The organism is Devosia sp. FJ2-5-3, from assembly GCF_029201545.1.
Lineage (GTDB): Bacteria > Pseudomonadota > Alphaproteobacteria > Rhizobiales > Devosiaceae > Devosia.
In genome coordinates this window covers 1,197,228-1,210,918 of record NZ_CP104007.1, presented here as the reverse complement: position 1 = coordinate 1,210,918, position 13,691 = coordinate 1,197,228, and the positions used below count along the sequence as shown (strand labels likewise).

Genomic DNA, 13,691 nt, shown 5'->3' with positions numbered 1-13,691 from the left:
TTTGCTGCCAAACTGCCCGTCGCCGCTTCTGGTTCCGCCAGGGCGGCAATATTCTCCCCGCTCACCGCCGGGCCGTTGGCCCGACGGCGGCTCTCAGGATCTGGTCACTCAGCCAAGCCGAATCTGCAGCTTGACGTCGCTTGGACGGGCCTCCACGGCGCGGTCGAATGCCTTGATCGAGTCCTCGAAGGCGAACGTTTCCGAGATCAGCGGCTTGAGATCGACCTTACCCGATGCGATGAGCGCGATGGCCCGGTCATATTGGTGGGCATAGCGGAACACGTTCTCGATCCGCACTTCCTTGGTCGATGCGGCCGCGATATCCACCTTCACTGGCTCCACAGGCAAGCCGACGATGACGATCGTCCCGCCGGGCCGGGGCAGATCCATGATCGTCTCCCATGCCTTTGGCGACCCCGAACACTCGAACACCACATCGGCGCCCCAGCCATCGGTCAGTCTGCCCACTTCCTCGGCAAGGTTCTTGTCGCGAATATTGACCGGGATGACGCCCTGATACTTTGCCGCAATGTCGAGCTTGGGCTGGGCCAGGTCGGCCACGATCACCCGCGCGCAGCCACCGGCCAGTGCGGCAATTGCCACCATCGTGCCGATGGGCCCTGCCCCCAGCACGATCGCCGTATCGCCGGGTTTGATCGCCGCCTTGCTCGCCGCCTGCATGCCCACCGCAAACGGCTCCACCATGGCGCCTTCGGCAAAGCTCACATTGTCCGGCAACTTGAATGTGTAATTGGCCGGATGCACCACTTCGGGCGTCAACACGCCATGTACCGGCGGTGTCGCCCAGAAGGTTACGGCGGGGTCGACATTGTAGAGGCCCAGCCGGCTGGCGCGGGAATTGGGATCGGGAATGCCCGGCTCCATGCAGACCCGGTCGCCCACCTTGAGATGGCTTACGCCCGCGCCCACTTCGGTGACCGTTCCGGCGGCCTCATGCCCCAGCACCATCGGCGCGTTGACCACAAACGGCCCGATCCGGCCATGGGTGTAGTAATGCACGTCCGATCCGCAGACCCCCACGGTGTGAATGGCAATCTTGACCATCCCAGGACCGACTTCGAGCGGCAGATCGATGTCGCGCAATGCCAACTCATGCTGGCGCTCCAGAACCAGTGCCCGAACCCGTGCCATGCTTGTCTCCTCCGAATGCAATATGAGCAAGGCCCATGGCTAGCCGATCGGCGCCATCCCTGCCAGTCCGCCCATCCTAGCGACTTGCCGTCCGCGTCGCACCAGGGCTCGCATCAAAACTGCAGACGGCCCGCCGCCAATTCCCCGTTAACCTCAAACCACGCCACCGGATCGAAATTCACGCTCTGCTAACGGGCGCACGCCATTTTTTCTGCATTGAGAGGGGTTTATCCAGTGCAGAAAAATACGTCCCGGTTTTCCGTCCGCTTTCTCATGCCCACCGTTGCGGCGGCGCTGGTGACGACCATTGCCCTGGCCCTCTCTCTCACATGGTCGGCGCAACGCATCGATGTGGACACCACCCAGCGGGAGCAGGTCCTGATCGAAAGGGCCATGGCCGAAGTCATCAGTCAGGTGGGATATGCCCAGGCGCATCTGGCCGTCTGGGACGAGGCCGTGCAAGCCTATGAGCGTGGCGACCGGCAATGGCTGGCCGATTATCTGGGTCTGGCCGCTTTTGAATATTACGGTCATTCCCGGACGATCATTCTCGATGGCAATCTCAAGCCTATCGTCGCCCTGCAGGAAGGCGGAGAGGTACCGCCCAAATCCTTCGGCGAACAACTCCCTCTTCTCGCGCCGCTGATCGAGAATATACGAAGCCGGGAGGGTCGCGCCAGGATATCGGCCTACTGCAAGGGCATGTCCTCGACCGTACCGTCGCAGATTGACGTGATGGTTTTTGAGGGAGAGCCCGCTATCGTCGGGGTCATGCCGATGCTTCCCTATAGCGACGGCACCAGCATGGAGCCGGGAACCGAACCGCTCTTCATCTCCGTCCTGCCGCTGGATCAGGAGATGGCCGACTATCTCGGCGATCAATATCTGTTGTCGTCCCCCATTTTCGCGCGGGAGCCCAAGCCGACCGGGGAATGGGCCCACAGCCCCATAATCGACCGCGATGGCAAGACCGTCACCTGGATCAATTGGCGGCCGCTCACGCCGGGCGCGCGGCTGGTCACCGAAACGCTTCCGACGCTATTGATCGGGCTGGGTATTGCCGGCGTCATCATTGGCTTCCTGCTGCGCAATCTGCGCCTGGCGCTCAAGCATCTGCGCGCCGAACGCGAGGAAGCAGACCATCGCGCGCTACACGATCCCCTGACGGGCCTTGGCAATCGGCGCCTTTTTGACGCCGAACTGGCCAGAAAAATGGCCGCGATATCGGCCGATGGTGGAAAGATTGCCCTGCTCGCGCTCGATCTCGATCGCTTCAAACAGGTGAACGACACGCTCGGCCATGACGCCGGGGACGCCCTGCTGGTCGAAGTGGCGCGCCGCATCGAGGCCAGGCTGCCCGCCGGCGGAACGCTTGCGCGCCTCGGCGGTGACGAATTTTCGATTATCCTGTCCGCCACATCCAGTGCCGCGGCACAGCTGGCAGGCGAAATCGTCTCATCTCTCGCCATGCCGTTCGACCTTGGCGGCCATCGCGCCACGATCGGCGTCAGCATCGGGCTTGCCATGGCCCCTGATATGGGGACTACCGGGACAAAACTGGTCTCGAACGCCGATGAGGCGCTCTACCGGGCAAAGAATGGCGGGCGGAACCGCTATTGCTTTTACGCGGACGCCCCGAGTGAAAAGACGCAGGCGGACGGGGCCGACCTTGATGCGGCCTTTCCATCACGCGCTCCCGCTCGCATCACTGTGACGGCTGCATGAGCGAGTAGATGACGAAGATTACGACGAATGCCACGACGATGCCGATGAGCGACGTCACCAGAACGCGCAAATTCATCTTGCGCGGGCTGGCCTGGCGCACTTCGGTCTTGGATTTGTGGGGGTCGTAAGTTTCCATGACGCTCTCCTTGGGCTTGTGTGATCCAACGTCTGCCGGCCACGCCGGTTCCGCAGGGACTTGACGCCGCGGCGGCCCCGGTCGACCCTCGCGAGGACTTTTCCTCCAGGACCATGCCCCGATGACAGCGCCCGAGACCCTGACCCGAATGATCAATGCCGGCCAGGGCAAGGAGCCTGCGGATCTGGTCATCCGCAATGTCGGCCTGCTCGATGTGATCACCGGCGCTGTCACCACCACCGATATCGCCATCGTCGCCGACCGCATTGTCGGCACCCACGCCCAGTATGAGGGCGCCGAAATCATCGACGGCACCGGCCGCTTTGCCGTCCCCGGCTTCATCGATACCCACCTCCACATCGAATCGTCCCTGGTCACCCCGCTCGAATTCGATCGCTGCGTCCTGCCCCACGGCGTCACCACCGTGCTCTGCGATCCCCATGAAATCGCCAATGTCCTCGGCGCCGAAGGCATCCGCTATTTCCTCGACAGCGCCGAGCGCACCATCATGGATGTGCGGGTCAATCTGTCCTCCTGCGTGCCGGCCACACCGTTCGAAACCGCCGGCGCCCAGCTCGAGATCGAAGACCTTCTGCCCTTCCGCAGCCATCCCAAGGCGCTGGGCCTTGCCGAAATGATGAATTTTCCCGGCGTGCTCAACGCCGACCCGGGCATTCTCGCCAAGCTGGTCGCCTATCAGGACGGCCATATCGACGGCCACGCGCCGCTCCTGCTCGGCCAGGGCCTCAATGGCTATCTCGCCGCCGGCATCCGCACCGACCATGAAGCCACCTCCGCCGCCGAGGCCCGCGAAAAGCTCGCCAAGGGCATGGCCATCCTTATCCGCGAGGGCTCGGTCTCAAAAGACCTCGTGGCGCTGGCCGAGATCCTCGACGAAAACACCTCGAGCTTCGTCGCCCTCTGCACCGACGACCGCAATCCCCTCGACATCGCCGAAGAGGGGCATCTCGATAGCTCCATCCGTCGCCTCATCGCCATGGGCCGCCCCCTGCACCACGTCTACCGCGCCGCCAGCCACTCCGCCGCCCGCATCTTTGGCCTCAGGGATCGCGGCCTCCTCGGCCCCGGCTGGCGCGCCGATATCGTGCTCGTCGATAGCCTTGAAGAGTGCCGCGTCTCCGACGTCATCGCCGCCGGACGCCATGTCACCCCCGACCTCTTCGACACCCGCGGACACGTCGAGCCAGTCGGCCTCACCTCGATGAAGGCAAAGCCCGTCACCGCCGAAGCCTTCATCACCGAGCCCAAACCCGGCCAGAACCGTGTGCCCGTCATCGGCGTCAAGCCCGGCCTCATCCTCACCTTCCGCGAGGAAGCCAGCCTCGCCACGACCGAGAAAGGCCTCCAGCCTGATCTCGATGCCGATGTCATCAAAGTCGCCGTCATCGAACGCCACGGCAAGAACGGCAATATCGGCCGCTCCTTCGTCAAGGGTTTTGGGCTCAAGCGCGGCGCCATCGCCTCCTCGGTCGGCCACGACAGCCACAACATCACAGTGGTCGGCGCCAACGACGACGACATGGCCGCAGCGGTCAACCGGCTCATCGAGCTTGGCGGCGGCTTCGTCGTCGCCAATGGCGGCGCCATCACCGCCGAGCTCGCCCTTCCCATCGCCGGCCTCATGAGCCCAAAATCCTTCGAGGATGTCGCCCACGATCTCCACCACCTCCGCGACGCGGCCAAGGCGCTCGACTGCGTCCTCCCCGAGCCGTTCCTTCAGGTGGCCTTCCTCGCCCTGCCGGTCATCCCCCACCTCAAGATGACCGACCGCGGCCTTTTCGACGTCGACAAATTCGACTTTGTGAGCTGATCAAATGAGCCTTTCCACGCTCTACCTGGCCTGGGTCGAAGATCTCCCGCCCCGCCTCAATGCCGTCAGGAAGACCCGTGGACTGAGCCTTACCATGGACGACGGCGTGGTCCTCAAGACCGATCACTACGCCCCGCGCGCCGGGGGGCCCCACCCCACCATCCTCATGCGCCTGCCCTATGGCCGGCGCGGCTTCGCCCCCATCGCCCAGGCCTATGCCGAGCGCGGTTTCCACGTCATCGTCCAGGCCTGCCGCGGCACCGAGCGCTCCGGGGGCGAATTCGACCCCTTCGCCAATGAGCGCGCCGATGGCCTAGCCACCCTCCGCTGGATCGAGCAGCAGGACTGGTTCGATGGCCGCCTTGGGCTCACCGGCCCCTCCTATCTCGGCTATGCCCAATGGGCGATCAGCGACGCCCTGCCCAAAATCTCCGCCATGGCGACGAAAGTCACTACCTCCAATTTCCGCCCCGTGGTCTTCCCCTCCGGCGCCTTCCACCTCAACCTCTGGCTCTCCTGGGTGCAGGTCATCGAGGGCCTGCGCAATCGCCCCCTCACCACCGCCGCCCGCATGTTCTCCGGCGATATCGAGCGCCGCACCGAGCGCGCCGCAGCCGTGCTGCCGCTCATCAATGCCGACAAGGCCGTCGTCGGCCACAAGATCGGCTTCTGGCGCCACTGGTTCGAGCACGCCATCGGCAATGACGCCTTCTGGGAAGAACTCGACCACAGCCATCGCCTCTCGAAAAACACCCCGCCGGTCCATTTCATCTCCGGCTGGTACGATTTCATGCTCGATCCCCTCCTGGCCGATTATCAGCGCCTCGTCGCCCTCGGCCACACCCCCTATCTCACCATCGGCACCTGGTTTCACATCGCCGAGGAGCTGCAGCGCGACAATCTCCGCGAGACCATTTTATGGATGCGCGCCAAGCTCATGGGCGACAGCTCCGGCCTCCGCCAAAAGCCAGTGCACCTCCACATTTCCGGCCGCAACAGCTGGCACGAATTCGACGCCTATCCGCCCGGGCCACCCGCCCTGCGCACGCTCCATCTCAGTGCTGACCGCAAACTGGCGCGGGTCCCCGCGAAAAAAGGCGCCGACACCTATCGCTATGATCCCAACGACCCCACCCCCAACCTCGGTGGCGCCATTTTCGCCTTCACCGGCGCCGGAGCCGTCGACAACGCTCCCCTCGAAGCCCGCCCGGATATCCTCGTCTATACCGGCCCGGAAATCCGCGACGAGGTCACCATTATCGGCCAGTGCCAGGTCACGCTCCACGCGCGGGCCAGCCTGCCCCATGTCGATTTCTTCGTCCGCCTCTGCGATGTCGACCCTGACGGAATATCGACCAATATCTGCGACGGCTTTGTCCGCGTCACCCCGGACACCCCGCGGGAGCCCGACGGGTCCTGGCGCCTCACCATCCCCCTTCACGCGACGTCCCATTCCTTCCGCGCCGGCCACAGATCGCGCCTTCTCATCGCTTCCGGCGCCCACCCCCGCTACGCCCGCAATCCCGGCACGGGGGAACACATCGCCACGGCCACAAAGCTTATCGCCAATGACGTCGAGATCCTGCATGCCGGAAGCCACATCGTGCTGCCGGTTTATGATATAATCTGATATTGACGCTCACCTTTTATTCACCTACTCCGACCGCATTGTCCGGAGCCGTGCGATGACCGAAAAAGACCTTCTCCAACCCACCGATGACGAGGCCCGCCGCTGGGCCAAGACCATCATCCGCACCGCCCGCCACGGTGCCATCGCCACGCTTGATCCCAAGACCGGCGCTCCCCAGGTCACCCGCGTCGGCGTCTCCACCGATTTCGATGGCGCCCCGATCCTGCTGATTTCCGGCCTCGCCGCCCATTTCCCGGCGCTCCGAGCCGATCCGCGCTGCTCCCTCCTGCTGGGCGAAACCGGCAAGGGCGACCCCCTCGCCCACGCGCGCATCACCATCTCGGCCGAGGCGAAAATCATTGAGCGCGCCAGCGCCGACCACCCGCGCCTTTACGCCCGCTACCTCGCCCACCAGCCCAAGGCAAAACTCTATGCCGACCTCGGCGATTTCCGCTTTGTCCGCCTCGAGCCCGTCAACGCCAGCTTCAATGGCGGCTTCGGCAAGGCCTTCGCCATGGTGGCCACCGACCTGCTCTCCAGCGCCGACCCCGCCCTTGCCGCCGCCGAAGCCAACGCCCTCGAGCACATGAACGAGGACCACGCCGAAGCAATCGACATCTATGCCCGCTTCTACGCCAAGGCCCCCGGCGGCAAATGGGTCCTCACCGGCACCGACGCCGAAGGTATCGACCTCGCCAATGGCGACGACACTCGCCGCATCTGGTTCGAGAAGACGCTCTCCGTCCCGCAGGACATGCACCTCACCCTCGTCCAAATGGCCCGCACTGCCCGCGTCGGCCTGATGGAAATTTAGGTCTTTGTGACCTCCTCACTAGGCTTCCCTCGGGCTTGACCCGAGGGCCACTCCGCGAGCCCCCTTACTGGAAACGTGCCCGCGAAGAGAGACCCTCGGGTCAAGCCCGAGGGAAGCTCCGCGCAAGAACGAAGGCAAAGACCGCAATGCCCGAGCGCCGCTCCAGGGCCATCCTCCGGAATAGCGCACCAGAACACCCCCACCCAACCTCCCCCTGATAGGGGGAGGAGCCCGTCAGTGCACTTTAATCCGTCCCGCTCCCCGATGCGTCCCTCCCCCTTTTCAGGGGGAGGTTAGGAGGGGGTACTTCCTCAGTCCTCGGCTCCGTCGCCGTCTCCACCCTCCCCCTTGAGGGGAGGGCAAGCAAAGCTTAGGCCGCAGGCCCTAGCGGCGCTCGGGAGGGGGTAGCCTTCGCACCATCCCCCCAAATACAAAAACCCCCGCTCACGCGGGGGTCTTCCAACTCAAAAACCAAAATGTCTACTTCTTGTCGCGGGCCTTGACCTTGCGGCGGGCGGCGTGGAGCAGCGGTTCGGTGTAGCCGCTCGGCTGGTCGACGCCCTTGAGCGCCAGATCGAGCGCGGCCTGGAAGGCCACCGACTGATAATTCTCGGCCATCGGCCGATAGATCGGGTCGCCGGCGTTCTGCTCATCGACCACCTTGGCCATGCGCTCGAACACCGAGGTCACCTCGTCGCGGCTGACGAGGCCGTGGCGCAGCCAGTTGGCAACGGCCTGGCTCGAAATGCGGCAGGTGGCGCGGTCTTCCATCAGGCCGACATTGTTGATGTCAGGCACCTTGGAACAGCCCACGCCCTGCTGCACCCAGCGGACGACATAGCCCAGAATGCCCTGCGCATTGTTCTCGAGCTCGCGCACGATCTCGTCGTGGCTGAGGGTCGAGGCGTCGAGCGCCGGCATGGAGAACAGTTCGCTGAGACCCGGCAGAGCCTGGTTGTGCCGACGGCGCTGGGCCTCGAACACATCGACCTGGTGATAGTGCAGCGCGTGGAGGATCGCGGCGGTCGGCGACGGCACCCAGGCGGTATTGGCGCCCGCGTTCGGATGGCCGATCTTGGACTCCATCATCGCAGCCATGTCGTCGGGACGCGCCCACATGCCCTTGCCGATCTGGGCCTTGCCCGAGAACCCGCAAGCCAGACCAATCAGAACGTTGCGGTCTTCGTAGGAAGCAATCCAGCGCTCGGCCTTGATCTCGTCCTTGCGCAGCACCGGGCCGGCTTCCATCGAGGTATGGATTTCGTCGCCGGTGCGGTCGAGGAAGCCCGTATTGATGAAGAACACGCGCTCACGCGCTTCATAGATGGCAGCCTTGAGGTTGGCCGAGGTGCGGCGCTCCTCGTCCATGATGCCGATCTTGATCGTATTGGGCGCAAGGCCCAGGAACTTTTCGACCGAGGCGAAGATGGCGCAGGCAAAGGCCACTTCCTCGGGGCCATGCATCTTGGGCTTGACCACATAGGTTGCGCCGGTCCGCGAATTGCCGCCCTTGTCATGCATCGCGCAGAGCGCGGTCACGGCGGCATCCATCAAGCCTTCGCCGATCGGCTTGCCATCGAGCAGCACCGCATCGGTGGTCATCAGGTGACCAACATTGCGCACCAGCAGCAGCGAGCGGCCCTTGAGCACCAGCTCATTGCCGCGAATGTCCTTATAGGTCCGGTCGGCACTGAGCTTGCGGGTAACCTGCTTGCCGCCCTTTTCGAACGTGTCCTCAAGGGTCCCGTTCATCAGGCCAAGCCAATTGCGATAAACGCCGACCTTGTCTTCGGCATCGACGGCCGCGACCGAATCTTCACAATCCTGGATCGTGGTCAGCGCGGCCTCGACAACGACGTCGCTAAGGCCGGCAGCGTGCTTGGAGCCGATAGCGGTTTCCGGAGCGATCACCAGGATCACATGCAAGCCATTGTGCTTGAGCACGATCTCGCCGGATTTTTCCGTGCCGGCATAGCCGACAAATGCGTCGGGATCGCGCAGGCCGGTGCGACCGATAGACGTGTCGACGAACAGCATCTTCACATCGCCTTCCTGGACGATGTGATAGCCTGTTGCATCCTTGTGGCTGCCGCCTGCCAGAGGGAAGCTGGCATCGAGGAATTCGGCCGCCTTGGCCACAACGGCGGCGGCGCGTGCCTCGTTAAAACCCCTGCCCGGCGCCAGATCGCCATCGCGGCTGATCGCGTCGGTGCCATAGAGCGCATCGTAAAGGCTGCCGAAACGGGCATTGGCCGCGTTCAGCGCATAGCGGGCATTGGAAACCGGCACCACCAGCTGGGGGCCGCAAATGCTGGAAATTTCCGGGTCGAGGTTTTCGGTCTCGATGGAGAAGTCAGCGGGCTCGTCGACGAGATAGCCGATCTCGCGCAGGAACGCCTGATAGGCGTCTTCCTTGCCGGCCACGGCGCCATTGGCGCGATGCCAGTCATCGATCTTGCCCTGGATATCGTCGCGCTTGGCCAGCAGGCGCTCATTGGTCGGGACATGTTCTTTGGCCAGGGCCGCCAGTCCGTTCCAGAACTGGTCTGCACTCACGGCCAGCCCGGGAAGGGCTTCCTTTTCGACGAAATCCACCAGCAGCGGATGAACAGAAAGGCCGGATTTCGTTGGGTAGTCGCTCATACCATATGCCTTTTGATAACAGCTTGGCGACAGCTTTAGGCCATCGCAGCTTGTGTCACAACCCGCCTAAAGTTGACTTCGCCTTTGCGCCAGCAACATAGACTTCGGCTATTGCCCGATCGTCGCCCATCGTCTGGAGCAGGAACAATTCTTCGACGAGCGTTTCCACTGTTGCCATGCGCATCCGCATGGCCGGGGTCGCCCGCGCATCGAGCACGATGAGATCGGCGTCGCTGCCCGGGGCGATGGTTCCGATCCTGTCGGCCAGCCCCAGCGCCTCGGCATTGCCGCGCGTCGACTGGTGGAAACTGGCCAGCGGGTTCCAGCGATGCCCGCGCAATTGCTGGATCTTGAACCCCTCATCCATGGTGCGGAGCATGGAAAAGCTGGTGCCCCCGCCGATATCAGTGGCGAGCCCGATCCGCACCCCGGCCTTGCTCAGCCGGTCAAGATCGAACAGGCCCGAGCCGAGGAAAAGATTGGACGTCGGGCAGAACACCGCCACCGATCCGGTCTCAGCCAACACCGCGGTCTCGCGATGGTTGAGATGGATGCAGTGTCCCAGCAGCGTCTTGGGCCCTAAAAGCCCATGATCCTCGTAGATGCCGGTATAGTCCTTGGCCGCCGGATAGAGCTCCATGGAATAGGCGATCTCGGCGTCGTTTTCCCCGAGATGGGTCTGCACATAGCAATCAGGGTGCTCAGCCACCAAGGCCCGGCTCATCTCGAGCTGCTCGGGCGTCGAGGTAATGGCAAAGCGCGGCGAAATGGCGTAGTGCGCCCGACCCCGCCCATGCCAACGCGCGATCAGCGCCTTAGTGTCGTCATAGCCGGACTGGGCACTGTCGCAGAGCGCCTCGGGCGCATTGCGATCCATCATCACCTTGCCGCCGACGACAAGCATATTGCGCCGCTGCGCCTCGGCAAAATAGGCATCCACCGAGCGCGGATGGCTCGAGCAATAGGCCACCGCCGTGGTCGTGCCGTGGCGGATCAGATTGTCGTAAAAATCCACCGCCACCGCATCGGCATGGCCCTGCTGGGAGAATTTCTGCTCCTCGATGAAGGTATAGGTATTGAGCCACTCGAGCAGCGAGCCGGCATAAGCCGCCAGCATCTGGCTCTGCACATAGTGCAGGTGCAGATCGATGAACCCAGGCAGGATCAGGTTCGGCCGGTGGTCGATGACAATGGCATCGCTCTTGTCGGCGGCCTCAAACTCCCCCACCGACACGATGCTGCCATCCGCCATGGTGACGGCGCCGTCCTCGAGATAGAGATAGCTCTTGCTATCCTCGATCCCCTGCGGCGCACGGACAAAGCTCAGTACCCGACCGCGCAGAATTGTGCGGGTCATGACCCCGACCCCTCGCGGAACCACTCAACCAGCAGCGCGCGCTCCGCATCGGTCATGGCGGTGACATTGCCCGGCGGCATGGCGTGCGAATAACCGGCCTGGATCGCAATCTCATGGGCATGGTTGGCGATATCAGCGTCGTTGTCGAGAATGACATGCTTGGGCGCCTGGTAGACGCCCTCCCAGCTCGGCTCAGCCGTGTGGCACATGGCGCAGCGTGTCTGCACCGCAAGGCTCGCCGCCTCGAAATGCTCGGCCGCCATGAAACGTTCGGCGCTAGCCGACACCAGTGCCTCCCCGCTCTCGCCGATCTTCGGCGCCGTCGAGAGCCAGGCGATGATGAGGAAGAGGATCACCGCGACCGCCCAGGTCCAGTGCGGATTGCCCTTCCTTGCGTGGCGGGTGTTGAAATAGTGCCGGATGACCACGCCGACGAGGAAGATCAGCGAAGCGATCACCCAGTTCCACTGCGTGGCGAAGGCCAGCGGATAGTGGCTCGAGAGCATGAAAAAGATAACGGGCAGCGTCAGGTAGTTGTTATGGAGGCTCCGCTGCTTGGCGATCTTGCCATATTTGGCGTCCGGCACGCGCCCCGCCTTGAGATCACCCACCACGATCTTCTGGTTGGGAATGATAATCATGGCAACGTTCGCCGTCATGATGGTCGCGGTAAACGCGCCCATATGCAGCATCGCCGCGCGGCCGGTGAAAAGCTGCGTATAGCCCCAGCTCATCGCCACGAGGATCGCGAACAACACCAGCATCAGCCCCGTGGTCGATTGGCCAATGGGTGATTTGCAAAGCGCGTCATAAAGCAGCCAGCCCAAGACGATCGAGCCCGCCGAGAGCAGGATCGCCACCCAATTGGGCACGTCGAGCACATTGCGATCGATGAGGAAAAGGTCCGCGCCCACATAATAGAGCAGCGCCAGAAGCATCGCGCCCGATAGCCAGGTCGCGTAGCTTTCCCATTTGAACCAGGTCAGGTGCTCGGGCAAAAATTCCGGCGCCACGAGATATTTCTGGATGTGATAAAAGCCCCCGCCATGCACCTGCCATTCCTCGCCATGGGCGAGCGGCGGCAGGCTCGGCGTCTTGCGCAGGCCAAGGTCGAGCGCAATGAAGTAAAAGGATGAGCCGATCCAGGCGATGGCCGTCACCACATGCAGCCAGCGCACTGCAAACATCGACCATTCATAGAAAATAGCTAGATCGCCCATTTCGGCTCCCCTTCAAGGTTGAGGGCGGGGATGAACCCGCCCCCCTTTTGTCGTGAGGTCGTGGATGAAAAGGCCGCTTAGGCCTTCACGCCCTCGACATACCAGTCCATGGCCCAGAGGCCTGCGTCATCGATGGTCTGGCCGGCCGGCACGCGCTCGGTGCCGGTGTTGTCGACGATCGGGCCGGTGAACGGATTGACCGAACCATCGACGATACCGGCCTTGACGGCTTCGGCAGCGGCGACGACGTCGGCCGGGATCTTCTCGTTATAGGGCCCGATGACCACTTCGCCCGCGGCAATGCCCGGCCAGCTGTCGTCGGAAACCCAGGTACCGGCCTGCACATCCTTGATCACCTGGATATAGTGCGGTGCCCAGACGTCGATGATCGCGGAGAGGTGCGACTTGGGCGCGAAGGCGCTCATGTCGGCGCCCTGGCCGAAACCACCGATGATGCCGCGCTCTTCGGCAACCTGGAGAGCCGCCGGGCCGTCCGTGTGCTGCACGATGATGTCGGCGCCCTGGTCGATGAGGGCGCGGGCCGCGTCGGCTTCCTTGGCCGGGTCGTGCCAGCTCGAGAGCCAGACCACGTTCACGGTGATTTCCGGGTTGATCTTGCGGGCAGCGAGCGTGAAGGCGTTGATGCCCATCACCACTTCGGGGATCGGGAACGAGCCGATATAGCCGATATTCTTGGTCTGGCTGAGATGACCGGCCAGCGTCCCCATGACGGCGCGACCTTCGTGGAAGCGGGCGTTATAGGTGCCGACATTTTCCGAGCGCTGGTAGCCGGTGGCGTGCTCGAAGATCACGTCGGGGAATTCGCGGGCGACCTTGATCACATAGTCGCCGAAGCCGAAGCTGGTGGCGAAGATGATCTTGTTGCCCTGCTGGGCCAGTTCGCGCAGCACGCGTTCGCAGTCCGGGCCTTCCGGCACGCTTTCCACGAAGGTGATTTCGATCGCATCGCCGAATTCTTCCTCGAGCGCCTGTGCGGCAACCCAGTGGCCATAGGTCCAGCCATTGTCGTCCTTGGGGCCGACATTGACGAAACCGATCTTGAGCGGGCCGTCCTGGCCGAGGGCGAGCTGGCTCGCAATCGTGAGCATGAAGCCGGCGGCTCCAAGCTTGAGCGCCGTACGGCGGGTTAGAATAGTCATGCTGTCTTCTCCTTGACTGACAT

General features: G+C 63.4%; 10 protein-coding genes. 4 read left to right on the top strand and 6 right to left on the bottom strand.

Annotated elements, in window-relative coordinates; genetic code table 11:
- Positions 1 to 108: 108 nt before the first annotated feature.
- The gene (locus N0P34_RS05770; RefSeq protein ID WP_275606062.1) at positions 109 to 1,152 is read right to left on the bottom strand and encodes an NAD(P)-dependent alcohol dehydrogenase; all 1,044 of its coding nucleotides are present in this window, start codon (positions 1,150 to 1,152) and stop codon (positions 109 to 111) included.
- 234 nt (positions 1,153 to 1,386) lie between these two features.
- Here N0P34_RS05770 and N0P34_RS05765 point away from each other — a divergent pair, with 234 nt between their 5' ends.
- On the top strand, positions 1,387 to 2,877 hold the full coding sequence (locus N0P34_RS05765) for a diguanylate cyclase (RefSeq protein ID WP_275606061.1): 1,491 nt from the start codon (positions 1,387 to 1,389) through the stop codon (positions 2,875 to 2,877).
- Here N0P34_RS05765 and N0P34_RS05760 read toward each other — a convergent pair.
- Entirely contained in the window at positions 2,858 to 3,013 is a 156-nt protein-coding gene (locus N0P34_RS05760) for a hypothetical protein (RefSeq protein ID WP_275606060.1), read from the bottom strand. The two genes, N0P34_RS05765 and N0P34_RS05760, sit on opposite strands and share 20 nt — an antisense overlap.
- Before the next feature lie 121 nt (positions 3,014 to 3,134).
- On the opposite strand from N0P34_RS05760, the gene ade reads away from it, so the two are divergent.
- The 3 genes from ade to N0P34_RS05745 are packed head-to-tail and all read left to right on the top strand — an operon-like array spanning position 3,135 to position 7,288.
- On the top strand, positions 3,135 to 4,844 hold the full coding sequence (ade, locus tag N0P34_RS05755) for an adenine deaminase (protein WP_275606059.1): 1,710 nt from the start codon (positions 3,135 to 3,137) through the stop codon (positions 4,842 to 4,844).
- Positions 4,845 to 4,848: 4 nt separating this feature from the next.
- Positions 4,849 to 6,474: a CocE/NonD family hydrolase gene (locus N0P34_RS05750; RefSeq protein ID WP_275606058.1), complete on the top strand. Its 1,626-nt coding sequence runs from the start codon at positions 4,849 to 4,851 to the stop codon at positions 6,472 to 6,474.
- 55 nt (positions 6,475 to 6,529) lie between these two features.
- Complete coding sequence (locus tag N0P34_RS05745; RefSeq protein WP_275606057.1) at positions 6,530 to 7,288, top strand: DUF2470 domain-containing protein; 759 nt, start codon at positions 6,530 to 6,532, stop codon at positions 7,286 to 7,288.
- Between the two features lie 480 nt (positions 7,289 to 7,768).
- Here the strand turns inward: N0P34_RS05745 and N0P34_RS05740 are convergent, their stop codons facing one another.
- From N0P34_RS05740 to N0P34_RS05725, 4 genes are all read right to left on the bottom strand, one after another.
- Positions 7,769 to 9,931: a malate synthase G gene (locus N0P34_RS05740; RefSeq protein WP_275606056.1), complete on the bottom strand. Its 2,163-nt coding sequence runs from the start codon at positions 9,929 to 9,931 to the stop codon at positions 7,769 to 7,771.
- Between the two features lie 55 nt (positions 9,932 to 9,986).
- Positions 9,987 to 11,288: a guanine deaminase gene (guaD, locus tag N0P34_RS05735; RefSeq protein WP_275606055.1), complete on the bottom strand. Its 1,302-nt coding sequence runs from the start codon at positions 11,286 to 11,288 to the stop codon at positions 9,987 to 9,989.
- The gene (locus N0P34_RS05730; RefSeq protein WP_275606054.1) at positions 11,285 to 12,508 is read right to left on the bottom strand and encodes a urate hydroxylase PuuD; all 1,224 of its coding nucleotides are present in this window, start codon (positions 12,506 to 12,508) and stop codon (positions 11,285 to 11,287) included. Before N0P34_RS05730 ends, guaD begins: the two co-directional genes overlap by 4 nt.
- 77 nt (positions 12,509 to 12,585) lie before the next feature.
- A complete protein-coding gene (locus tag N0P34_RS05725; RefSeq protein ID WP_275606053.1) occupies positions 12,586 to 13,668 on the bottom strand; it encodes a BMP family ABC transporter substrate-binding protein in 1,083 nt (360 codons plus the stop codon).
- Positions 13,669 to 13,691: the final 23 nt, after the last annotated feature.

Coding starts and splice junctions, on each gene's coding strand:
- guaD (WP_275606055.1), bottom strand. CDS start 11,288: ATGACCCGCACAATTCTGCGCGGTCGGGTACTGAGCTTTGTCCGTGCG.
- N0P34_RS05730 (WP_275606054.1), bottom strand. CDS start 12,508: ATGGGCGATCTAGCTATTTTCTATGAATGGTCGATGTTTGCAGTGCGC.
- N0P34_RS05725 (WP_275606053.1), bottom strand. CDS start 13,668: ATGACTATTCTAACCCGCCGTACGGCGCTCAAGCTTGGAGCCGCCGGC.
- N0P34_RS05760 (WP_275606060.1), bottom strand. CDS start 3,013: ATGGAAACTTACGACCCCCACAAATCCAAGACCGAAGTGCGCCAGGCC.
- N0P34_RS05750 (WP_275606058.1), top strand. CDS start 4,849: ATGAGCCTTTCCACGCTCTACCTGGCCTGGGTCGAAGATCTCCCGCCC.
- N0P34_RS05770 (WP_275606062.1), bottom strand. CDS start 1,152: ATGGCACGGGTTCGGGCACTGGTTCTGGAGCGCCAGCATGAGTTGGCA.
- N0P34_RS05745 (WP_275606057.1), top strand. CDS start 6,530: ATGACCGAAAAAGACCTTCTCCAACCCACCGATGACGAGGCCCGCCGC.
- N0P34_RS05740 (WP_275606056.1), bottom strand. CDS start 9,931: ATGAGCGACTACCCAACGAAATCCGGCCTTTCTGTTCATCCGCTGCTG.
- ade (WP_275606059.1), top strand. CDS start 3,135: ATGACAGCGCCCGAGACCCTGACCCGAATGATCAATGCCGGCCAGGGC.